Raw genomic sequence first — 19,841 nt, 5'->3', positions numbered from 1 at the left:
AAGACATGTCTCGTTTGCAAGATTTCTACAAGAGCAAGGTCGCTGTCGACCTGCAAGCCAAGTTTGGCTACAAAAGCGTGATGGAAGTCCCCCGCATCACCAAGATCACCCTGAACATGGGCGTCTCGGAAGCGGTGGCTGACAAGAAGGTCATCGAGCACGCTGTCTCGGACCTGACCAAGATCGCCGGTCAAAAGCCCGTCATCACCAAGACGCGCAAAGCTATCGCGGGTTTCAAGATCCGTGAAAACTACCCGATCGGTTGCATGGTCACGCTGCGTGGTCAACGCATGTACGAATTCCTGGATCGCCTGGTTGCGGTCGCGCTGCCGCGCGTGCGTGACTTCCGCGGGATCTCGGGTCGTGCTTTTGACGGCCGCGGCAACTACAACATCGGGGTGAAAGAGCAAATCATTTTCCCCGAAATCGAGTACGACAAGATCGACGCGCTGCGTGGGCTGAACATCAGCATCACCACCTCCGCCAAGACCGACGAAGAAGCCAAGGCGCTCTTGACCGCCTTCAGCTTTCCGTTCCGCAACTAAGGGGCTGATGACGTGGCTAAACTTTCCCTCATCAATCGCGACATCAAGCGCGCCAAGCTGGCTGACAAGTTCGCCGCTCGCCGCGCCGAATTGAAAGCGATCATCGACGACCAGTCGAAGACCGACGAAGAACGTTACCAGGCTCGGCTGAAGCTGCAACAATTGCCGCGCAATGCCAACCCGACGCGCCAACGCAATCGCTGCGTGGTGACCGGTCGTCCGCGCGGCGTGTTCCGCAAGTTCGGCCTGACCCGTCACAAACTGCGTGAAATGGCCATGAAGGGCGAAGTGCCCGGCATGACCAAGGCCAGCTGGTAGGAGAACGAATATGAGCATGAGCGATCCCATCGCCGATATGCTGACCCGCATTCGCAATGCGCAGCAAGTTGACAAGACTACGGTGAACATGCCCTCCTCGAAGCTGAAAGTGGCCATCGCCACTGTGCTTAAGGACGAAGGCTACATCGACGGTTTTGAAATCAAGGGCAGCCAGGCCAAGCCTGAGCTGGAAATCACCCTGAAGTACTACGCCGGCCGCCCGGTTATCGAGCGCATCGAACGCGTCTCGCGCCCCGGTCTGCGTATTTACAAGGGCCGCAGCAACATTCCTCAGGTCATGAACGGCCTGGGCGTGGCTATCGTTTCGACCTCGCGCGGTGTGATGACCGACCGCAAGGCTCGCGCCAACGGCGTGGGCGGCGAAGTGCTTTGCTACGTGGCCTAAGGAGAGTCGAATGTCACGTATCGCTAAGTATCCGGTCGAACTGCCCAAGGGTGTTGAAGCCAGCATCCAGCAGGATCAGATCACCGTCAAGGGCCCGCTGGGCACCTTGGTGCAATCGCTGACGGGCGACGTCAACGTGGTTCAGGACGCCGGCAAGCTGACCTTCGCCGTTGCCAATGACTCGCGTCACGCCAATGCCATGTCGGGCACCGTGCGCGCGCTGGTTGCCAATATGGTGACCGGTGTGAGCAAGGGCTTCGAGCGCAAGCTGACGCTGGTTGGCGTGGGTTACCGTGCCTCCGTGCAAGGTGACGCCGTCAAGCTGCAGTTGGGCTTTTCGCACGACGTTTTGCACAAGCTGCCCGCCGGTGTTAAGGCGGAGTGCCCGACCCAGACGGAAATCGTCATCAAGGGCGCCAACAAGCAAGTCGTCGGTCAAGTGGCCGCGGAAATCCGTGCTTACCGTGAACCCGAACCCTATAAGGGCAAGGGCGTGCGTTACGCCGATGAACGCGTCGTCATCAAAGAGACCAAGAAGAAGTAAAGGCGACAAGGACGAATCATGGACAAAAAAGTTACCCGTTTGCGTCGTGCGGTTCCGACCCGCCGGAAGATTACGCAGCTGGGCGTTCATCGCCTGTCGGTCTTCCGCTCGAACCTGCACATCTACGCCAACATCATTTCGCCGGAAGGCGATCGTGTGGTCGTCAGCGCCTCGACGCTCGAGGCCGAAGTGCGCTCGCAGCTGGCTGGCCAGTCTGGCGCCGGTGGCAATGCCGCCGCTGCCGCGCTGATCGGCAAGCGTGTGGCCGAAAAGGCCAAGGCTGCCGGTATTGAACTGGTTGCCTTCGATCGCTCGGGCTTTCGTTACCATGGCCGCGTCAAGGCGCTGGCCGATGCCGCGCGTGAAGCCGGCCTGAAGTTCTAAGCGAGGATCAGTCAAATGGCTAAAGTACAAGGCAAGAACGCCGCGGAAAAAGAGAACGACGACGGTCTGCGCGAAAAGATGATCGCGGTCAACCGCGTGAGCAAAGTGGTCAAGGGTGGTCGCACCATGAGCTTTGCCGCGTTGACCGTGGTGGGCGATGGCGATGGCCGTATCGGTATGGGCAAGGGCAAGGCGCGTGAAGTGCCGGTGTCGGTCCAGAAGGCAATGGAACAGGCCCGTCGCGGCATGTTCAAGGTTGCCCTGAAGAACGGCACGCTGTATCACACCGTGGTGGGCAAGCATGGCGCCTCGACGGTGCTGATCTCGCCGGCCGCTGAAGGTACTGGCGTGATCGCCGGCGGCCCGATGCGCGCTATTTTCGAAGTGATGGGCGTGCGCAACGTCGTGGCCAAGAGTCTTGGCTCGAGCAACCCGTACAACATGGTTCGCGCCACGTTGAACGGTCTGCGCAATTCCCTGACCCCGTCGGAAGTTGCTGCCAAGCGCGGCAAGACCGTCGAAGAGATCCTGGGGTAAATCATGGCTCAGAAGCAGATCAAAATTACGCTCGTACGCTCGGTGATCGGTACCAAGCAATCCCACCGCGATACCGTTCGCGGCCTGGGTCTGCGCGGTCTCAACAGCAGCCGCGTGCTGCTCGACACGCCGGAAGTGCGCGGGATGATCCGCAAGGTGGATTATCTCGTCTCCGTGTCGGAAGCCTAAGGAATCACGATGTCGGATATTCAACTCAATTCGCTGAAGCCCGCTGAGGGCGCCAAGCACGCCAAGCGCCGCGTCGGCCGTGGCATCGGTTCCGGCCTGGGCAAGACCGCCGGCCGTGGTCACAAGGGTCAGAAGTCGCGTTCGGGCGGTTTCCACAAGGTTGGCTTCGAAGGCGGTCAAATGCCGCTGCAGCGTCGTCTGCCCAAGCGTGGTTTCACCCCGCTCGGTCAGCATCTGTACGCCGAAGTCCGTCTGTCGGATCTGCAGCGTCTCGACGTCGAGGAAATCGACGTCCAGGCCCTGAAGGCCGCAGGCGTGGTTGGCCAAGGCGTGCGTTATGCCAAGGTCATCAAGTCGGGTGAACTCTCGCGCAAAGTGGTGCTGCGTGGCATCACTGCGACGGCTGGCGCTCGCGCCGCTGTCGAGGCCGCGGGCGGCTCGCTTGCTTGATCGCGAGGTGACGCGTGGCTAAAGCGCAGGCACTGGGCAAGACCGGTACCCGATACGGCGATCTGAAGCGCCGTCTCGTGTTCCTGGTCCTCGCCCTCGTGGTTTACCGTCTCGGTACTCACATCCCTGTTCCGGGCATCAATCCGGACGCGCTGGCGGACTTGTTCCGTCAGAACCAGGGCGGGATCCTGGGCCTGTTCAACATGTTCTCGGGCGGTGCGCTTTCGCGCTTTTCGATTTTTGCCCTGGGGATCATGCCGTACATTTCGGCATCCATCATCATGCAGTTGATGTCGGTGGTGGTGCCGTCGCTGGAAGCGCTCAAGAAAGAGGGCGAAGCCGGCCGGCGCAAGATCACCCAATACACCCGCTACGGCACGGTCGTGCTGGCGCTGGTGCAGGCTGTGGGCATATCGGTGGCGTTGGAATCGCAACCCGGGCTCGTTGTCGATCCGGGCATGTTGTTCCGCTTCACTACGGTCGTGACGCTGGTCACTGGCACCATGTTCGTCATGTGGCTGGGTGAACAGATTACCGAGCGTGGTCTGGGCAATGGTATTTCGATCCTGATCTTCACTGGTATCGTCGCGGGCTTGCCCACGGCGCTGGCAGGGCTGCTGGACCTGGTGCGCACCAACTCGATGTCGGTGGTGTCCGCCCTGTTCATCATTGCTCTGGTGGTACTGGTGACGGCGTTTGTGGTGTTCGTCGAACGCGGACAGCGCAAGATCACGGTCAACTATGCCAAGCGTCAGGTGGGCAACAAGGTCTACGGTGGTCAGAGCTCGCATCTGCCGCTCAAGCTGAACATGGCCGGGGTGATTCCGCCGATCTTCGCATCGTCGATCATTCTGTTCCCGGCCACGATCACCAGCTGGTTTTCGACAGGCGACCGTATGGTCTGGCTGCGCGATCTGGCTGCTGCACTTGAGCCTCGTCAACCGCTCTACATCACGCTGTATTCGGTCGCGATCATCTTCTTCTGCTTTTTCTACACGGCTCTGGTGTTTAACAGCCGCGAAACGGCAGACAACCTGAAGAAGAGCGGTGCGTTCGTTCCGGGCATTCGTCCTGGTGAGCAAACCGCGCGTTACATCGACAAGATTCTGATGCGTCTCACGCTGGCGGGTGCCCTCTACATTACGCTGGTGTGCTTGCTGCCGGAGTTTTTGGTGATGCGTTGGAACGTACCGTTCTACTTTGGTGGGACGTCCCTGTTGATTATTGTGGTGGTGACGATGGATTTCATGGCGCAGGTTCAGGCCTACATGATGTCGCACCAGTACGACTCGCTGCTCAAGAAGGCCAACTTCAAGGGTACGGGTTTGCCCATGCGGTAAGCAAAGAGTATGTCAAAGGACGACGTTATCCAGATGCAAGGTGAGGTTCTTGAGAACCTCCCCAACGCAACATTTCGCGTCAAGCTCGAAAACGGCCACGTGGTGTTGGGCCATATTTCCGGCAAGATGCGCATGCATTACATCCGGATTCTGCCCGGCGACAAGGTCACAGTGGAGCTCACGCCCTATGACCTCACACGAGCAAGAATTGTTTTCCGCTCCAAGTGATGCGGAACCGGGTTACGGAAAATTAGGAGTCAACCATGAAAGTAATGGCATCGGTCAAGCGGATCTGCCGCAATTGCAAAGTTATCAAACGTCACGGCGTCGTGCGTGTCATCTGCACCGACCCGCGTCACAAGCAGCGTCAAGGCTAACCCCGGTTAGCGGTACGCAACGGATTAAATCAAGGAACAGTCATGGCCCGTATTGCTGGCATTAACATTCCGCCGCAACAGCACGCCGAGATCGGCCTGACCGCCATTTTTGGCATCGGTCGTACGCGCGCCCGCAAAATTTGCGAAGCTGCTGGTGTGCCCGTTACCAAAAAGGTCAAAGATCTGACCGACGCTGAGTTGGAACGCATCCGTGAACACCTCGGGGTGTTCACTGTCGAAGGCGACCTGCGTCGTGAAGTACAGCTCTCGATCAAGCGTTTGATCGACCTGGGAACCTACCGCGGTATGCGTCATAAGCGCGGTCTGCCCGTGCGCGGCCAGCGCACTCGCACCAACGCTCGCACCCGTAAGGGCCCGCGTCGTGCTGCTGCGTCCCTGAAGAAATAATCGAGGATTTAGATTATGGCGAAAGCTTCCACCAGCGGCGCTTCGCGCGTACGCAAAAAGGTTAAGAAGAACGTCTCGGACGGCATCGCGCACGTTCACGCGTCGTTTAACAACACCATCATCACCATCACCGATCGCCAAGGCAATGCCCTGTCCTGGGCGACTTCGGGTGGTGCCGGCTTCAAGGGTTCGCGTAAATCGACCCCGTTCGCCGCTCAGGTCGCCGCCGAAACGGCCGGCCGCGTGGCGATGGAATACGGCATCAAGACCCTCGAAGTTCGCATCAAGGGTCCTGGTCCTGGCCGCGAATCGTCCGTACGCGCCCTGAATGCGCTGGGTATCAAGATCTCGAGCATTGCCGATATCACGCCCATCCCGCATAACGGCTGCCGTCCGCCGAAGCGTCGTCGTATCTAAGGGGAACCTTCATGGCTCGTTATACTGGTCCCAAGTGCAAACTCTCGCGCCGCGAGGGCACCGATCTGTTCCTGAAGAGCGCCCGTCGCTCGCTGGATTCCAAGTGCAAGCTGGATTCCAAGCCTGGCCAACACGGCCGCACTTCGGGTGCTCGTACCTCCGACTACGGTCTGCAGCTGCGCGAAAAGCAAAAGCTCAAGCGCATGTACGGTGTGCTCGAGAAGCAATTCCGCAAGTACTTCGCTGAAGCCGAGCGCCGCCGTGGCAACACCGGCGAAACGCTGATTCAGCTGCTCGAATCGCGTCTGGACAACGTCGTCTACCGCATGGGTTTTGGTTCGACCCGCGCTGAAGCCCGCCAACTGGTGAGCCACCGCGCCATCGAACTGAACGGCCACACCGCCGATATCGCTTCGATTCTGGTCAAGGCTGGCGACGTGATCACCGTGCGTGAAGCCGCCAAAAAGCAAGCCCGTATCCGCGAATCGCTGGATCTGGCTTCGAGCATCGGCATCCCCCAATGGGTGGACGTCGATACCAGCAAGATGGCCGGTACGTTCAAGTCGGCTCCGGATCGCGCTGACGTCGCTCGCGACGTCAACGAATCCATGGTCGTCGAACTGTACTCGCGTTAATCGCCTCGCGGGCCTTGCGCCCGCTTGCGGTTATACTGCGTCCCAGCCCGCCCAGGCCTATTTGGCCCTGGCGGGCTTTGCGGTGTTCTCGGCCGCATTTTTTCCCGCTGTCCGCAGCGTTTACTTCCATCAGCCTTATCGGTGTAACGAGCCGAGGGTATTGAAAAGGAACACAGTACATGTCCACTCAAGGTTTCCTGAAGCCGCGCTCCATCGAAGTCGAGCCGGTCGGCCCCAACCACGCCAAGATCGTGATGGAGCCCTTCGAACGCGGCTATGGCCACACGCTGGGCAATGCACTGCGCCGCATCCTGCTGTCTTCGATGACCGGCTATGCGCCGACCGAAGTGCAGATGACCGGTGTCGTGCATGAATACTCGACCATTCCGGGCGTTCGCGAAGATGTCGTCGACATCCTGCTGAACCTGAAGGGCGTGGTGTTCAAGCTGCACAACCGCGATGAAGTCACCCTGATCCTGCGCAAGAATGGCGCCGGCCAGGTGCTGGCCAGCGATATCGAGCTGCCGCATGATGTCGAGATCGTCAACCCGGAACACCCCATTTGCAACTTGACCGACGCCGGCAAGCTGGAAATGCAGATCAAGGTCGAGAAGGGCCGTGGTTACGTGCCGGGCAATGTGCGCGCGCTGTCGGAAGACCGCACCCACACCATCGGCCGCATCGTTCTGGACGCTTCCTATAGCCCCGTGCGCCGCGTGAGCTACGCCGTGGAAAGCGCCCGTGTGGAACAGCGTACCGACCTGGACAAGCTGGTTCTGGATATCGAAACCAATGGCGTGATCTCGCCCGAGGAAGCCGTGCGCCAGTCCGCCCGCATCCTGATGGACCAGATCTCGGTGTTTGCCGCCCTCGAAGGCGCTGGCGATTCGTATGAAGTTCCGGTCCGCGGCACGCCGCAGATCGACCCGGTGCTGCTGCGCCCGGTCGACGACCTGGAGCTGACCGTGCGTTCGGCCAACTGCCTGAAGGCCGAAAACATCTACTACATCGGCGACCTGATCCAACGTACCGAGAACGAACTGCTCAAGACCCCGAACCTGGGTCGCAAGTCGCTCAACGAAATCAAGGAAGTCCTGGCTGCACGCGGCCTGACTCTGGGCATGAAGCTCGAAAACTGGCCCCCCCTGGGCCTCGAGCGTCCCTAAGCCATACGGTGAGCCATGGGCATGATGTCCATGGCCGCCCAAGAGGCATCTCCGGATGCCATTTATCCACCGGACCGCGGCGTCTCCTTGAGATGCGCCGATAGAAGAGCCGGCTAACCCGGCGGCGGAAACGCTGTCTTTAGATTCAAAGGAAATCACCATGCGTCACGGTAACGGCCTTCGCAAGCTCAATCGCACCAGCAGCCATCGTCTCGCCATGTTCCGCAACATGGCCGTTTCGCTGATCACTCACGAAGCGATCAAGACCACGCTGCCCAAGGCGAAAGAACTGCGCCGCGTCATCGAACCCCTCATCACCCTGGGCAAGGAACCCACTCTCGCGAACAAGCGTCTGGCTTTTGCCCGTCTGCGCGATCGCGACGCCGTGGTCAAGCTGTTCGCTGAAATCGGTCCGCGCTACGCGAACCGCAACGGCGGCTACACCCGTGTCCTGAAGATGGGCTTCCGTCAGGGCGACAACGCTCCCATGGCTTTCATGGAGCTGGTTGACCGTCCGGAAGTGGATGCTTCCGAAGCGGATAGCGCTGCCGAATAAGGCAACGCCATTAGCGGCAAAAGCGGACCTCCGGGTCCGCTTTTGTTTTTCCGGCTCAGCCCAGCGCCTGGCGCAAGCCTTCTGCCGTGGCGCTGAGCGCTTCGCTGCTGGCCTCGGGCGGCATGACGAAGCTTAAATCCTGCTGGGCGATGTACTGCGTGGACGTGATGTCGTGCGGGTACTGCATGGGGACGATGTGGGCATGGGCATGGGCCACGTGGATACCGGTAAAGGCCAGCCCGACACGTTCGACGGAGTAAAGGCGCTTCATATGCCTGGCCAGACGCTGCCCCAGATTGACGATATGGCCGGCGAGATCGGCCGGCATATCCTCGAAATAGGGATAGTGCTGCTTGGGAATGATCAGCACATGCCCGCGCCGCACCGGATGGATATCCAGAAACGCGAAAATGCGGCTGTCTTCATGGACGGCGTGCGCGGGAAGCTCATGCCGCGCAATGCGGCAGAACAGGCAGTTGTCCTGCATTGTTGTCTCCAGGAGGCTGCCGGACGTGGAAAAACAGGGCTGGCGGCCAATCCCATAAAATACCCCGAGTTACTTGGCTCGGATCTCAAAACAGGAGGTGGCGTGTTGCGCGAGGACGACGTTGTGCTGATCATCAGCAATGCACCCGATACCTTGCTGGCAAAGCGCATGGCGCATGTCCTGGTCGAGGACGGGCTGGCGGCTTGCGTGAACCTCGGGCAGCCCGGCCTGTCTGTCTACCGGTGGCAGAACGAGATCGAGAGCGCCGAGGAAATTCCGCTCACGATCAAGACGACCTACGGCATGCATCAGGCCGTGGTGCAGACCTTGGCGCGGCTGCATCCTTACGACGTTCCGGAAATCCTGGTGATTCCCGTGATCGGTGGTATCGCTTCTTACCTGGACTGGGTGCGGGAGCAGACCCGCAGTCCGGGCGCCGGATAAACAGAGGGCTCTATGCAGGCAGTCGCAATCGACCCAAACGAAGGAACCGCCCGGCGGGCAAGGCGCGCGCTCGTGCGCTGCCTGTGGCTGTTGACGCTGATCGTGGCGTTCATCGGCGCGCACCCCGCGCACGCGGCTTCGGAGGCCGATTTTCTCGCGCCCGAGCGCGCCTTCCAGCTCAGTGCGACGCAGCCGTCGCCCGACATGCTCGAGCTGCATTTCAAGGTGGCGCCGGGCTATTACATGTATCGTGAGCGCTTTGAACTGGCCAGCCAGCCGGCGCAAGCCATCAACAGTACGGCCGCGGTGTTTCCGACGGGCGAGATCAAGTACGACCCGACCTTCGACCAGGACATGGAGGTCTATCACCACGATGTGCTCATCCGGGTGCCGCTGGCGCTGACCGGGCAGCCGGCGCGGCTGCGCGTCACCAGCCAGGGTTGCGCGGATGCGGGCTTGTGCTATCCGCCGATGTCGCAACTGGTGACGCTCACCCCCGACGGGGCCGCGTATGCCATCAAGGTCAGCGCCATCGAACCGGGCCAGGAGGCCGCGGCGCTGGGCGGCGGGGCCACGGAGGCTGCGCCCCCGCCCACGACGGCGGCCGGGGCGCCCGACCCGGCCACGGGTAAGCGCGGCCTGAGCGCCTTGCTGGGCGAGGGCGACGTCGGCCTGGCCAGCGCCATCGGCGGGCTGGGGGTGCTGGGTGCGGCCGGGGTGTTTTTTCTGCTGGGCCTGTTGCTGGCCTTCACGCCCTGCGTCTTGCCTATGATCCCCATTCTGTCGTCGATCATCGTGGGACGCGAGGCGCAGACGGCGCCGTCCAAAGGCCGGGGCCTGGCGCTGGCTGCGGCCTATGTGCTGGGCATGTCGGTGGTCTATACCGCCTTGGGCGTCGCCGCCGGCCTGAGCGGAGCCGGTCTGGCCGCCTGGCTGCAGACGCCCTGGGTGCTGGCCTTGTTCGCCCTGTTGCTGGCCTTGCTGGCACTGGCCATGTTCGATGCCTATACCTTGCAGTTGCCCGCGTCGTGGCAGGCGAGGCTGTCGGCGCGTTCCAACCGCGTGCCGGGCGGGCGGCACACCGGCGCGCTCATCATGGGAGCGCTGTCCGCGCTGATTGTCGGGCCCTGCGTGGCCGCGCCGCTGGCCGGGGCCTTGCTCTACATTTCGCAGACCGGCGACGTCTGGCTGGGCGGTGCGTCGCTGTTTGCCATGGCCTGGGGCATGGGGGTGCCGCTGCTCATCGTCGGCGCCTCGTGGGGCGCCTTGCTGCCCAAGGCCGGGCCGTGGATGGACGGCGTTAAACGCTTTTTCGGCATGTTGTTGCTGGCCACGGCCTGGTGGATGTTGATTCCGGTCTTGCCCGGGTGGCTGCTGATGCTGGGCTGGGCATTGCTGGCCATGGTGGGCGCGGTGATGCTGCGCGCGTTCGAGCCGCTGCCCGCGCAGGCGGGCGCGGCCCGCATGTTTGGTAAGGGAATCGGGCTGCTGCTCGCGCTGGGCGCACTGATGTGGGTGATTGGTGCGGCAAGCGGCGCACGGGATGCGCTGGCGCCCTTGAGCCATTTCGCCGCGCGCACACAGGCTGAGTCGCCGGTGGCCGGTCAACCGTCGTTCACGCGGATACATAGTGTCGCGGAACTGGACGCGGCTCTGGCCGCGAGCACACGGCCGGTGATGCTGGATTTCTACGCGGATTGGTGCGTGTCCTGCCGCGAGATGGAACGCTTCACGTTCAGCGATCCGGCCGTGGCGCAACGCATGGCCGGCATGCTGCTGCTGCAGGCGGATGTCACGCAGAACAATGCCGAAGACCGTGCTTTGCTCAAGCGCTTCAAGCTCTTCGGGCCGCCCGGCATCCTGTTCTTTGCGCCGGGCGGACGCTTGCTCGAGGCTCCGCGGGTCGTGGGTTTTCAGGATGCCGCGCGCTTTTCCGCATCCCTGGACCAGGCCGCAGCATCAGCGCAACACTAGGCAGCGATTCGGCGTACCGGCCCGCGCGGGCCGGCATCGCGCGGGGTAGTATGGCGATTCGGTCCGCCAACCCTCCTTCGCCGTGAACACCTCAAGCACTCAAGCCACGCCGCTGTCCGCAGGACCGGTGTATTTCCAGCTGTTTTTCGTGATGGCGGCCTGGGGGGTGAATCTCGTCGCGGTGAAGTATCTGTTGGGACAGATGGATGTGTATGTCGTGGCGGCCGTGCGGATTCTGGTGGCCTTCACCGCGGTGACCCTGTTCATTCTGCTGCGCTTCGGGCAAGTGCCGCGGCTGACCCGCGCGCAGCTGGGCTGGGTGTTTGCCGCCGGTCTGCTGGTGGTCTATGCGCATCAGGTCTCGCTGGTCATGGGCTTGCGCATGACCTCCGCCGCCAATGCCACCCTCATCATGGCCACCAGCCCTTTGTTTTCCGTCGTGTTGGGCGCGCTCTTTTATCGTGAGCGGCTCACGCCCGCCCGTATCGTGGCCGGGGCGCTGGCGCTGGGCGGTGTGGCGCTGGTGGTCGCAGGCAGCGGCGCGCAGCTGGCCCAGGCCGGCCTGGGCGATGTGCTGGCGCTGGTGGCCGTGGTGGTCTTTGTGATTGGCGGGCTGGTGATTCAGCGCGTCTCGCGCGCGCTCGATCCGCTGACCATCCTCTGGTACACCTATCTGGCCGGCGCGGTGGCGCTCACCGCGCATGCGGCGCTCTCGCCCGCGACCTATCAGGCTTCATCCTGGACCGCCGACCCCTGGGCCTGGACCGTCGTGTTTTTCTCGGCCGTCATTGCCTCGGGCGCCTGCAACCTGATGTGGAATCGCGGGATTGCCCGCCTGGGCATGAGCCGGGCGGCGATGTTCGTGAACTGGCTGCCGATCTTCGGCCTGATGGCCGCCGCCGTTTTTCTGGACGAGCACATCACGGCGGTGCATCTGGCCGGGCTGGCCTGTGTGCTGCTGGGGACCTGGCTGGGCTTGCGGCCCAGCCGGCCCCGGCCGGCCTGAGCCAGGCTTTCAGCGCGCCTGGCGTAGCTTTTCGGCCGCCTCGATGGCGAAGTAGGTCAGGATGCCGTCGGCGCCTGCCCGCTTGAATGCCAGCAGGGCTTCCATCATGACTTTGTCGTGGTCCAGCCAGCCGTTGGCCGCTGCCGCCTTGATCATGGCGTACTCGCCGCTGACCTGATAGGCGAAGGTCGGCACGCGGAAGGCGTCTTTGACGCGGCGCAGCACGTCCAGATACGGCATGCCCGGTTTGACCATCACCATGTCGGCGCCCTCGGCCAGATCGCCGGCGACCTCACGCAAGGCTTCGTCGAGATTGGCCGGATCCATCTGGTAGGCCATTTTGTTGGACTTGCCCAGCGTGCCGGCCGAACCGACGGCATCGCGGAACGGCCCGTAGAAGGCGCTGGCGTACTTGGCCGAGTAGGCCATGATGCGCGTGTGGATGTGTTCGGCCGCATCCAGCGCCTGCCGGACCGCGCCGATACGTCCGTCCATCATGTCGCTGGGCGCGACGATGTCCACGCCCGCCTGGGCGTGGACCAGCGACTGGCGCACCAGAATGTCGATGGTCGGGTCGTTGAGGACATAACCCTCGGCATCGATGATGCCGTCCTGGCCGTGGCTGGTGTAGGGATCCAGGGCCACATCGGTGAGGATGCCCAGCTCGGGGAAGTTGGCTTTCAGGGCCGCCACCACGCGCGGAATCAGCCCCTCGGGGTTGGTGGCTTCGACGCCGTCGGGCGTCTTGAGCGACGGGTCGATCACCGGGAAGAGCGCCAGCACCGGGATGCCCAGCTGCATACATCGCTCTGCCACGGCGAGCACGGTGTCGGGCGAATAGCGTACGACGCCAGGCAGCGAGGCCACGGGCTGGGCCAGCCCCTGACCTTCGGCGACGAAGACCGGATAGATGAGGTCGTCGACGGTCAGGGTGTTTTCGCGCACCAGCCGGCGGGTGAAGTCGTCGCGGCGCAGGCGGCGGGGACGAGAGACCGGGAACGCAGGAGAAATGAGTTGCGGGTTCATGGCACTACCTTCGGTGAGATCCAATTTTCGATCTGTGCCGTAGCATCTTCGAGGCCGATACGCTCGGGGGCGGAGAAGGGCACCGTGTTGAGGGCGCCGATGTCGGTCAGTTGCTTGCGCACATCGAACACGGCGCGTATGCGCTGGCCATAGGGCAGTTTGTCCGCCTTGGTCAGCAAGGCCAGCACCGGACGGCCTGTGGGAGCGATAAAGTCAGCGAGACGGCGATCCAGTTCGGTGACGCCGCGGCGGATATCGATGAGCAGGACGATGCCGACCAGGGAGGGCCGGTCGCGCAAATAGCCGCCGAGGATGTCAGCCCACTTTTCTTTCTCGCGATGAGCGACCGACGCATAGCCGTAGCCAGGGAGGTCGACCAGAAAACCCCGGGGTTCCTCCGGATTGAGCGGATCGGGCAGGCCGAACATATTGATCAGACGCGTACGGCCGGGCGTCTTGCTGGAGAATGCCAGGCGGCGCTGGTTGCACAGCACGTTGATGGCGGAAGACTTGCCGGCGTTGGAGCGGCCCACGAAGGCGACTTCGGGCGCACCGGCGGGAGGCAGCTGGTCGAGGCGGGCTGCCGAGATGAAAAAGGAGGCGCGGTGTAGAAAGGACACGGGTCGACTTGGTGGGTGAATGCAAACCCTATTGTATAATCGCCCGTTTGCAACAGTGGCAACAGTAGTCCCCGCGCGAGGGGGCGGCTCCCCAAAGCTTGAGGAGAGTTGAGGGGCTGGCAAAAAATAGCCGCATCTGGCCGCGCGGGCAGGCGTCAGGCGCAGTGTGCAATAGCACGCTGCCTGATTCGACATTCGATCGTCGAGGTCCACATGAAGCGTGTGCTGTCCCGGATGGTGGTTGCAAGCGGGCTGATGCTCGGTCCGTCCATCACTACGATAAGTTTCGCTGCCGACGGGCCGGCCGGCCCGGTCAAACCCGATGCGGCCAAGGGCGCGCAGTTGTTCGACCAGGGTGACGCCGCGCGCGGCATCATCGCCTGTGCGACCTGTCATGGCGCGGCGGGCAACAGCACGATTCCCGCCAATCCCAATCTGGCTGCCCAGCCGCACGAATATCTGGCCAAACAACTGCACGATTTCCAGGTGCAGCAAGGCGCCAAACTCCCTTCCCGCAAAGGCCCGCAGGGCGAACCGACGCCCATGACGGCGATGAGCCAGGCGCTGACCGCCGCGGACATCCAGAATGTCGCGTTGTACCTGGCGCAGCAGCCGCTGAAGGAACCGGCTACCGCAGGCTATAAAAACCTCGTCGAACAGGGTCAGAAATTGTGGCGCGCGGGTGCGGCCGAGCGCGGTCTGCCAGCCTGTGCGGCCTGTCATAGCCCCAACGGGGCGGGTCTGCCAGGGCAGTATCCCCGGCTATCGGGGCAGTTTCCGGCCTATATCGAAGAGCAGCTCAAACTGTTTCGCAGCGGCGATCGGGGCAATAGCGCACCCATGCACGATATCGCCGTGCGCATGACCGATGACGATATCAAGGCTGTGGCAGACTATGCGGCAGGTTTGCGCTGACTGAGTTGACTGCCGGATCGCGTCCGTCCGCCTGTCCGCCTCATCGGGCGAAGCCGTCCAGGAAAGCGGGCCGGCGGCCCGCTTTCCTCTTTCGTTGATGACCGCTACTGTTACTCGCCCCCCTGCGCGCAGTCTGCCGCGCGACCTGTTCGAACTGCTGGGCTCGATGCGCTTTGCCATCAGCTTGCTGATGTTCATCTGCGTGGCCAGCCTGGTGGGTACCGTGCTGCCGCAGAACCGGCCCGCCAGCACCTACATCGATCAGTTCGGGCCCTTCTGGTACGAGGTATTCGACAAGTTCTCCATCTGGCATGTGTACAACAGCTGGTGGTTTCTGCTCATCATGGGCTTTCTGGTGGTGTCCACCTCGATCTGCCTGATTCGCAATGCGCCCAAGATGTTGCGCGACGCGGTGTCGTTTCGCGAGCATGTGCGTGAAAGCAGCCTGCGCGCCTTCCCCGAACGTGTGCATTTGGTGCTGTCCGAGACGCCGCAGGCAGCCTTGAGCCGATTGCAGGCGCTGCTGCGGCAACAGGGTTATGCCGCGCGGCTGCGCCAGGATGCGGCGGGCACGTTGCTGGCCGCCAAAAAGGGCAGCAGCAATCGTCTGGGCTATCTCTGCGCCCATGCTTCGCTCATCATCATCTGCATAGGCGGCCTGCTCGACAGCGAGCTGCCGGTGCGCCTGCAGGTTATGTTCGGCGGCAAGCAGCCCATCACCGAGAACATGCTGATCGCCGATGTGCCGGCCAGCGGACGTTTGCCGCTGGCCAATCCAAGTTTCCGCGCCAATGTGCTGGTGCCGGAAGGCGCCGAGCGCAATACGGCGCTGGTGATGGTGGGAGACGGGGTGCTGGTGCAGCCCTTGCCCTTTACGCTGAAGCTCAAGAAATTCGATGTGGAGTATTACTCGACGGGCATGCCCAGCCGTTTCGCCAGCCATGTCGAGGTGATCGATCCGCAGGATGGCCACAGCTTCGAGCGCGTGATCGAGGTCAATGAGCCTCTGCGCTACAAGGGTGTCACGGTCTATCAGTCCAATCTCGATGACGGCGGCAGCAAGGTGACCTTGACGGGCTATCCGCTGCGCGGTCCGGCCGGGCAGCCCTTCACGGTGCAGGGCACGGTGGGCGAGGGCAATGATCTGAGCGCCAGCGTGGCCGGGCAGCCGACCGAGAGCCTGAAGCTCAATATCACCGCCTTGCGGCCGATCAACGTCGAAGACATCACCAGCGGTGCGCCGCAGGCCGGCAAGCAAAGCTTTGGCGAGCATGTGGCGGCCGTGACCGGCAGCGCGGCCGGCCGCAAGAACGACCATTTGCGCAACCTCGGGCCCACCATCGAATATCAGCTCATCGATGCCGCCGGCCAGGCCAATGAGTACCGCGTCTACATGCTGCCCGTGGATCTCAATGGTCTGCCGGTCATCCTGGCCGGGGTACGTCAGAATCCGGCGCAAAGCTATGCCTATCTGCGCATTCCCGCCGATGCCCAGGGCTCGCCGGTCGAATTCCTGAAGCTGCGCGCCGCGCTGGCCGATCCTGCGGTGCGCGCCGAGGCCGTCAGGCGCTTTGTGGAGCGCAATCTGCCGCCTGGCGCCGATCGCCAGGCTTTGACGGGGGCGGCCAGCCGGGGCTTGGACACGTTTGCCGCCGGCGGCTTGCGCGCTTTGTCCGACCTGCTGCAAGCCAGCACCGATGCGGCCGATGTCGAGCGCGCTGCCAATGTGGTGCTGCGGCTGCTCAACAGCACGCTCTACGATGTGCGCGCCATCATGCGCGAGCGTGAACACCTGCCCGCTTTGCCGCAAGAAGGGCCCGAGGCCGAGACGGAGGCGATGTGGCAGCAGACCGCGTTGGGGGCCTTGTCCGATTTGTCCATCTACCCGGCCCCCATATTGCTGACCTTGAGCGATTTTCAGCAGGTCCAGGCCAGCGGTTTTCAGGTAAGCCGCACCCCCGGCAAGAACGCGGTGTATTTCGGCTGCCTCTTGCTGATTGTCGGTATTTTTTCCATGTTCTATATCCGCGACCGGCGCATCTGGATCTGGATCAAGCCCCAGGGTGGCGGCTGCGAGATCCAGGCGGCGATGACGTCGCAGAAGCGTACACTGGACTATCTCCAGGAGTTCGAGCGTTTCCGGGCCGCGCTGACAGACCCGCCCCGAGGTGACCGATGAATACCTCCACTCGTAGCCAGCCCTGGCAGGGCGGTTTTTCCCAGACGGGTGACCAGCGCAGCGTGCGCGGCCGTCCCGATTGGACCGATGGCTTTTTCTTCCTGCTGTTGGCGGTGGGGGCGGGCTATGCGCTGGCGCGCTTCGGCCAGTCCATGGACTACTACGAGAAAATCATTCTTTGCGGCACGGTGCCCGCGCTGGCCTGGCTGGGATGGCTGTGGCGGCCCTTGCGGCTGTTGATGCTGGCCTGTGCGCTGGCGGCCGGCCTGGCGCTGTTGCTCTACCAGAATGATCTGGCCCGGGCCGAGCAGGTCTTTTTCCTCAAGTATCTGTTTTCGTCGCAGTCCGCCATCCTCTGGATGAGCGCCTTGTTTCTGCTGGCCACGGCCTGTTATTGGATAGGCATCGTCAGCCCCACGGCTGCCTGGCTGGGCACGGCGTTGACATGGGGGGCGGTGTTTGCCGGGATCACCGGCCTGCTGGTCCGCTGGCGCGAAGGCCATCTCATGGGGCCGGACCTGGGCCACATTCCGGTGAGCAATCTGTACGAAGTTTTCGTGCTGTTCGCGCTCATCACGGCGCTTTTCTACCTTTATTACGAACGTAAATACGCCACCCGTGCCCTGGGCGGCTTCGTGCTGCTGGTGATTTCATCGGCCATGGTGTTTTTGCTCTGGTATGCCTTCACGCGCGATGCCGCGCAGATTCAGCCGCTGGTGCCGGCCTTGAAAAGCTGGTGGATGAAATTGCACGTGCCGGCCAACTTCATCGGCTACGGCACCTTCTCGCTGGCGGCCATGGTGGGCTTTGCCTATCTGGTCAAGCAGCACGGGCAGACGACATCCTGGCTGCGCCTGGCGCCTTTGTTCGTGCTGGGGGTGTTGCTGTGTGCCGAGCCTCTGGTGTTTCGCACGCAGGGGCTGTCGGCCACCTGGATGATCTATGGCGGGGTGGGGGTGGTGATCGTCGGCGCCATTTTGCTGGCGCGGCGCCGTATCGCCGAGGCCTTGCCGGCGCTCGAGGTGCTCGATGACATCATGTATCGGGCCATTGCGATCGGCTTTGCCTTTTTCACGGTGGCCACGGTGCTGGGCGCGCTGTGGGCGGCCGATGCCTGGGGCGCCTATTGGCAATGGGATCCCAAGGAAACCTGGGCGCTCATTGTCTGGCTCAACTATGCCGCCTGGCTGCACATGCGACTGATGAAGGGTCTGCGCGGGACGGCCGCGGCCTATTGGGCGCTGGTCGGCCTGCTGATCACAGGCTTTGCCTTTCTGGGCGTGAATATGTTTTTGTCAGGCCTGCACTCCTACGGCGAGCTGTAGACGCCGCGGGGCAGGGCGGCGGGCCTGGGAGGCCCGCGGCGCCCCGGCAGTGGTAAGCGGCCAATGCCAGGGGCAGACGCCGGTGTCAGGGCAGGGTGGACTCGCCCTTGAGCAGGTCCTCGACCGATTCGCGCTGGCGCACGATGTGGTACTGCTCGCCATCGACCATGACTTCGGCGGCGCGCGGACGGGTGTTGTAATTGCTGGCCATGACCATGCCATAGGCGCCGGCGGATTCCACGGCCAGGACGTCGTCTTGCTCGAGGGCCAGGCTGCGTTCCTTGCCCAGCCAGTCGCCGCTTTCGCACACCGGACCGACGACATCATAAAGACGCGCCTCGGCCTGGCGCGGCACAACCGCACGCACCCCGTGGTAGGCCTGATACAGCGTCGGGCGCAGCAGGTCGTTCATGGCGGCGTCCACGATGGCGAAATTGCGCGCCTCGTTGTGCTTGAGGAATTGCACCGTCGTCAGCAGGATGCCGGCGTTGCCCACCAGCGAGCGGCCCGGCTCGAGCACCAGGTGCAGGTGGCCATAGCCGCGAGCCTGCAGGCGGTTGAAGACTTCATCGAGCAGCGCCTTGGGCGAGGGCGGCACTTCATCCGAATAGCGGATGCCCAGGCCGCCGCCCAGGTCAAGATGCTCGATGGTGATGCCGTGGCCGGCCATGCGGTCGATCAGGTCGAGCAGCTTGTCCAGTGCGTCGAAATACGGGCTGACATCCGTGAGCTGCGAGCCGATATGGCAGTCCACCCCCACGATCTTCAGCCCGGGCAGCGTGGCCGCCGTCTGATAGGCCTGCACGGCCTCTTCGATGGCGATGCCGAACTTGTTTTCTTTCAGCCCGGTGGAGATATACGGATGCGTCTGCGCGTCGACATCGGGATTGACGCGCAACGACACACGCGCGATGCGGCCTTCGGCCTGGGCCACCTTGGACAGGCGATGCAGCTCAGCGGTGGACTCGACGTTGAAACACTTGACGCCGGCGGCCAGCGCCTCACGCATTTCCCACGCTTGTTTGCCGACGCCGGAGAACACCACCTTGGCGGGGTCCGCACCGACAGCCAGCACACGCTGGAGCTCGCCGCCCGAGACGATGTCGAAACCGGCTCCCAGGCGGGCGAATTCCTTCAGCACGGCCAGGTTGGAGTTGGCCTTCATGCCGTAGCAGACCAGGACGGGACGCTCGCCGATGGCCTGACGATAGTTGTCGTAGGCGGCGCGCAAGGCGGCGCGCGAATAGACGTAGAGCGGCGTGCCGAGTTTGGCTGCCAGGATGTCCAGCGCGACGCCTTCGGCGTGCAGCACGCCGTGCTTGTAATGGAAATGCGGATGGCCAGCCAATAGGGGCTGGGAGGAAGGCGCGGTCATGGCAGCGTAGGAGAGGGGGGAATGCGGGGCCGGTTATCGGTATCCGCGGGGCTTTGTTTCGTGCCGGAGCCACCCTGTTGATCCGAGGGCGCCGGCAGATACAGGGGGCCCTTATAGCCGCAGGCCGCCATCAGGCCGATGGCCGAAAGCGTGGCTACAATGCGAAAAACCCTGTGGCTGAAGGCCATGTGGGACACTGGTAACTCCGTAATCGTTGC

At 62.8% G+C, this 19,841-nt stretch carries 27 protein-coding genes; 22 read left to right on the top strand and 5 right to left on the bottom strand.

The features are described from left to right. Window positions 1–5 precede the first annotated feature (5 nt). From rplE to rplQ, 16 genes are all read left to right on the top strand, one after another. Window positions 6–545: a 50S ribosomal protein L5 gene (gene rplE / locus CAL22_RS20915; RefSeq protein ID WP_005017319.1), complete on the top strand. Its 540-nt coding sequence runs from the start codon at window positions 6–8 to the stop codon at window positions 543–545. Window positions 546–557: 12 nt separating this feature from the next. Next, entirely contained in the window at window positions 558–863 is a 306-nt protein-coding gene (gene rpsN / locus CAL22_RS20910; RefSeq protein WP_005017321.1) for a 30S ribosomal protein S14, read from the top strand. 10 nt (window positions 864–873) lie between these two features. Next, window positions 874–1,269: a 30S ribosomal protein S8 gene (gene rpsH, locus CAL22_RS20905; protein WP_029579969.1), complete on the top strand. Its 396-nt coding sequence runs from the start codon at window positions 874–876 to the stop codon at window positions 1,267–1,269. A 10-nt stretch (window positions 1,270–1,279) separates the two neighbouring features. Beyond that, a complete protein-coding gene (gene rplF / locus CAL22_RS20900; protein WP_094816525.1) occupies window positions 1,280–1,813 on the top strand; it encodes a 50S ribosomal protein L6 in 534 nt (177 codons plus the stop codon). Between the two features lie 18 nt (window positions 1,814–1,831). Continuing rightward, the gene (rplR, locus tag CAL22_RS20895) at window positions 1,832–2,197 is read left to right on the top strand and encodes a 50S ribosomal protein L18 (protein ID WP_094816523.1); all 366 of its coding nucleotides are present in this window, start codon (window positions 1,832–1,834) and stop codon (window positions 2,195–2,197) included. A gap of 15 nt (window positions 2,198–2,212) precedes the next feature. Further along, on the top strand, window positions 2,213–2,734 hold the full coding sequence (gene rpsE / locus CAL22_RS20890; protein WP_029579966.1) for a 30S ribosomal protein S5: 522 nt from the start codon (window positions 2,213–2,215) through the stop codon (window positions 2,732–2,734). 3 nt (window positions 2,735–2,737) lie between these two features. Beyond that, window positions 2,738–2,923: a 50S ribosomal protein L30 gene (gene rpmD, locus CAL22_RS20885; protein ID WP_005017335.1), complete on the top strand. Its 186-nt coding sequence runs from the start codon at window positions 2,738–2,740 to the stop codon at window positions 2,921–2,923. A 9-nt stretch (window positions 2,924–2,932) separates the two neighbouring features. Continuing rightward, window positions 2,933–3,373, top strand: coding sequence for a 50S ribosomal protein L15 (gene rplO / locus CAL22_RS20880; protein WP_012415759.1), 441 nt, complete (start codon window positions 2,933–2,935; stop codon window positions 3,371–3,373). Window positions 3,374–3,387: 14 nt separating this feature from the next. Then, the gene (gene secY / locus CAL22_RS20875) at window positions 3,388–4,713 is read left to right on the top strand and encodes a preprotein translocase subunit SecY (protein WP_094816521.1); all 1,326 of its coding nucleotides are present in this window, start codon (window positions 3,388–3,390) and stop codon (window positions 4,711–4,713) included. A 9-nt stretch (window positions 4,714–4,722) separates the two neighbouring features. After that, a complete protein-coding gene (gene infA / locus CAL22_RS20870; protein ID WP_003806927.1) occupies window positions 4,723–4,941 on the top strand; it encodes a translation initiation factor IF-1 in 219 nt (72 codons plus the stop codon). Between the two features lie 35 nt (window positions 4,942–4,976). After that, window positions 4,977–5,090: a 50S ribosomal protein L36 gene (rpmJ, locus tag CAL22_RS20865; RefSeq protein ID WP_003806928.1), complete on the top strand. Its 114-nt coding sequence runs from the start codon at window positions 4,977–4,979 to the stop codon at window positions 5,088–5,090. Between the two features lie 42 nt (window positions 5,091–5,132). Next, window positions 5,133–5,498: a 30S ribosomal protein S13 gene (gene rpsM / locus CAL22_RS20860; RefSeq protein WP_005017342.1), complete on the top strand. Its 366-nt coding sequence runs from the start codon at window positions 5,133–5,135 to the stop codon at window positions 5,496–5,498. 15 nt (window positions 5,499–5,513) lie between these two features. Further along, window positions 5,514–5,915, top strand: coding sequence for a 30S ribosomal protein S11 (rpsK, locus tag CAL22_RS20855; protein ID WP_005017345.1), 402 nt, complete (start codon window positions 5,514–5,516; stop codon window positions 5,913–5,915). 11 nt (window positions 5,916–5,926) lie between these two features. Next, window positions 5,927–6,550, top strand: coding sequence for a 30S ribosomal protein S4 (rpsD, locus tag CAL22_RS20850; protein ID WP_094816519.1), 624 nt, complete (start codon window positions 5,927–5,929; stop codon window positions 6,548–6,550). A gap of 179 nt (window positions 6,551–6,729) precedes the next feature. Further along, a complete protein-coding gene (locus CAL22_RS20845; RefSeq protein WP_094816517.1) occupies window positions 6,730–7,716 on the top strand; it encodes a DNA-directed RNA polymerase subunit alpha in 987 nt (328 codons plus the stop codon). Window positions 7,717–7,876: 160 nt separating this feature from the next. Further along, complete coding sequence (rplQ, locus tag CAL22_RS20840) at window positions 7,877–8,272, top strand: 50S ribosomal protein L17 (protein ID WP_005017352.1); 396 nt, start codon at window positions 7,877–7,879, stop codon at window positions 8,270–8,272. Window positions 8,273–8,327: 55 nt separating this feature from the next. Here rplQ and CAL22_RS20835 read toward each other — a convergent pair whose 3' ends face one another. After that, window positions 8,328–8,759 (bottom strand): HIT family protein, encoded by a 432-nt coding sequence (locus CAL22_RS20835; protein WP_094816515.1) that lies wholly within the window; start codon window positions 8,757–8,759, stop codon window positions 8,328–8,330. Between the two features lie 102 nt (window positions 8,760–8,861). On the opposite strand from CAL22_RS20835, the gene cutA reads away from it, so the two are divergent. The 3 genes from cutA to CAL22_RS20820 all read left to right on the top strand — a co-directional run bounded on the left by cutA (window position 8,862) and on the right by CAL22_RS20820 (window position 12,183). Continuing rightward, window positions 8,862–9,203 carry a divalent-cation tolerance protein CutA gene (gene cutA / locus CAL22_RS20830; protein WP_094816513.1) on the top strand — a complete coding sequence of 114 codons (342 nt, stop codon included), beginning with the start codon at window positions 8,862–8,864 and terminating at the stop codon, window positions 9,201–9,203. A gap of 12 nt (window positions 9,204–9,215) precedes the next feature. Next, the gene (dsbD, locus tag CAL22_RS20825) at window positions 9,216–11,177 is read left to right on the top strand and encodes a protein-disulfide reductase DsbD (RefSeq protein WP_094816511.1); all 1,962 of its coding nucleotides are present in this window, start codon (window positions 9,216–9,218) and stop codon (window positions 11,175–11,177) included. A gap of 151 nt (window positions 11,178–11,328) precedes the next feature. Continuing rightward, a complete protein-coding gene (locus CAL22_RS20820) occupies window positions 11,329–12,183 on the top strand; it encodes a DMT family transporter (RefSeq protein ID WP_094816839.1) in 855 nt (284 codons plus the stop codon). Between the two features lie 9 nt (window positions 12,184–12,192). Here CAL22_RS20820 and hemB read toward each other — a convergent pair whose 3' ends face one another. Further along, window positions 12,193–13,209, bottom strand: a complete 1,017-nt coding sequence (gene hemB, locus CAL22_RS20815; protein WP_094816509.1) for a porphobilinogen synthase — start codon at window positions 13,207–13,209, stop codon at window positions 12,193–12,195. Beyond that, window positions 13,206–13,829 (bottom strand): ribosome biogenesis GTP-binding protein YihA/YsxC, encoded by a 624-nt coding sequence (gene yihA / locus CAL22_RS20810; RefSeq protein WP_094816507.1) that lies wholly within the window; start codon window positions 13,827–13,829, stop codon window positions 13,206–13,208. The genes hemB and yihA overlap by 4 nt, the downstream gene beginning before the upstream one ends. Window positions 13,830–14,042: 213 nt before the next feature. Between yihA and CAL22_RS20805 the strand changes: the two genes are divergently transcribed. From CAL22_RS20805 to ccsB, 3 genes are all read left to right on the top strand, one after another. Continuing rightward, window positions 14,043–14,744: a c-type cytochrome gene (locus CAL22_RS20805; RefSeq protein ID WP_094816505.1), complete on the top strand. Its 702-nt coding sequence runs from the start codon at window positions 14,043–14,045 to the stop codon at window positions 14,742–14,744. A gap of 97 nt (window positions 14,745–14,841) precedes the next feature. Continuing rightward, on the top strand, window positions 14,842–16,923 hold the full coding sequence (locus tag CAL22_RS20800) for a cytochrome c biogenesis protein ResB (protein WP_094816503.1): 2,082 nt from the start codon (window positions 14,842–14,844) through the stop codon (window positions 16,921–16,923). Beyond that, window positions 16,920–18,248, top strand: coding sequence for a c-type cytochrome biogenesis protein CcsB (gene ccsB, locus CAL22_RS20795; protein ID WP_094816501.1), 1,329 nt, complete (start codon window positions 16,920–16,922; stop codon window positions 18,246–18,248). The genes CAL22_RS20800 and ccsB overlap by 4 nt, the downstream gene beginning before the upstream one ends. An 85-nt stretch (window positions 18,249–18,333) precedes the next feature. Here the strand turns inward: ccsB and lysA are convergent, their stop codons facing one another. Further along, complete coding sequence (gene lysA / locus CAL22_RS20790; protein WP_094816499.1) at window positions 18,334–19,623, bottom strand: diaminopimelate decarboxylase; 1,290 nt, start codon at window positions 19,621–19,623, stop codon at window positions 18,334–18,336. Beyond that, window positions 19,620–19,811 (bottom strand): LPS translocon maturation chaperone LptM, encoded by a 192-nt coding sequence (gene lptM / locus CAL22_RS21390; RefSeq protein ID WP_279628547.1) that lies wholly within the window; start codon window positions 19,809–19,811, stop codon window positions 19,620–19,622. Before lptM ends, lysA begins: the two co-directional genes overlap by 4 nt. Window positions 19,812–19,841 lie beyond the last annotated feature (30 nt).

This window comes from Bordetella genomosp. 12 (assembly GCF_002261355.1).
Taxonomy (GTDB): Bacteria; Pseudomonadota; Gammaproteobacteria; order Burkholderiales; family Burkholderiaceae_B; genus Bordetella.
Note: the sequence above shows the minus strand (reverse complement) of the source record. Positions and strands in the feature narration are given on the sequence as shown.

Bases quoted from the DNA above. Each gene is read 5' to 3' on its own strand.
- lptM (WP_279628547.1), bottom strand. From the start codon at position 19,811: ATGGCCTTCAGCCACAGGGTTTTTCGCATTGTAGCCACGCTTTCGGCC.
- rpsH (WP_029579969.1), top strand. From the start codon at position 874: ATGAGCATGAGCGATCCCATCGCCGATATGCTGACCCGCATTCGCAAT.
- rplF (WP_094816525.1), top strand. From the start codon at position 1,280: ATGTCACGTATCGCTAAGTATCCGGTCGAACTGCCCAAGGGTGTTGAA.
- rplE (WP_005017319.1), top strand. From the start codon at position 6: ATGTCTCGTTTGCAAGATTTCTACAAGAGCAAGGTCGCTGTCGACCTG.
- rpsK (WP_005017345.1), top strand. From the start codon at position 5,514: ATGGCGAAAGCTTCCACCAGCGGCGCTTCGCGCGTACGCAAAAAGGTT.
- hemB (WP_094816509.1), bottom strand. From the start codon at position 13,209: ATGAACCCGCAACTCATTTCTCCTGCGTTCCCGGTCTCTCGTCCCCGC.
- rpsM (WP_005017342.1), top strand. From the start codon at position 5,133: ATGGCCCGTATTGCTGGCATTAACATTCCGCCGCAACAGCACGCCGAG.
- CAL22_RS20805 (WP_094816505.1), top strand. From the start codon at position 14,043: ATGAAGCGTGTGCTGTCCCGGATGGTGGTTGCAAGCGGGCTGATGCTC.
- rpmD (WP_005017335.1), top strand. From the start codon at position 2,738: ATGGCTCAGAAGCAGATCAAAATTACGCTCGTACGCTCGGTGATCGGT.
- rpsD (WP_094816519.1), top strand. From the start codon at position 5,927: ATGGCTCGTTATACTGGTCCCAAGTGCAAACTCTCGCGCCGCGAGGGC.
- rpmJ (WP_003806928.1), top strand. From the start codon at position 4,977: ATGAAAGTAATGGCATCGGTCAAGCGGATCTGCCGCAATTGCAAAGTT.
- CAL22_RS20845 (WP_094816517.1), top strand. From the start codon at position 6,730: ATGTCCACTCAAGGTTTCCTGAAGCCGCGCTCCATCGAAGTCGAGCCG.
- rplR (WP_094816523.1), top strand. From the start codon at position 1,832: ATGGACAAAAAAGTTACCCGTTTGCGTCGTGCGGTTCCGACCCGCCGG.
- dsbD (WP_094816511.1), top strand. From the start codon at position 9,216: ATGCAGGCAGTCGCAATCGACCCAAACGAAGGAACCGCCCGGCGGGCA.
- infA (WP_003806927.1), top strand. From the start codon at position 4,723: ATGTCAAAGGACGACGTTATCCAGATGCAAGGTGAGGTTCTTGAGAAC.
- rpsE (WP_029579966.1), top strand. From the start codon at position 2,213: ATGGCTAAAGTACAAGGCAAGAACGCCGCGGAAAAAGAGAACGACGAC.
- ccsB (WP_094816501.1), top strand. From the start codon at position 16,920: ATGAATACCTCCACTCGTAGCCAGCCCTGGCAGGGCGGTTTTTCCCAG.
- lysA (WP_094816499.1), bottom strand. From the start codon at position 19,623: ATGACCGCGCCTTCCTCCCAGCCCCTATTGGCTGGCCATCCGCATTTC.
- rplQ (WP_005017352.1), top strand. From the start codon at position 7,877: ATGCGTCACGGTAACGGCCTTCGCAAGCTCAATCGCACCAGCAGCCAT.
- CAL22_RS20800 (WP_094816503.1), top strand. From the start codon at position 14,842: ATGACCGCTACTGTTACTCGCCCCCCTGCGCGCAGTCTGCCGCGCGAC.
- CAL22_RS20835 (WP_094816515.1), bottom strand. From the start codon at position 8,759: ATGCAGGACAACTGCCTGTTCTGCCGCATTGCGCGGCATGAGCTTCCC.
- rplO (WP_012415759.1), top strand. From the start codon at position 2,933: ATGTCGGATATTCAACTCAATTCGCTGAAGCCCGCTGAGGGCGCCAAG.
- CAL22_RS20820 (WP_094816839.1), top strand. From the start codon at position 11,329: ATGGCGGCCTGGGGGGTGAATCTCGTCGCGGTGAAGTATCTGTTGGGA.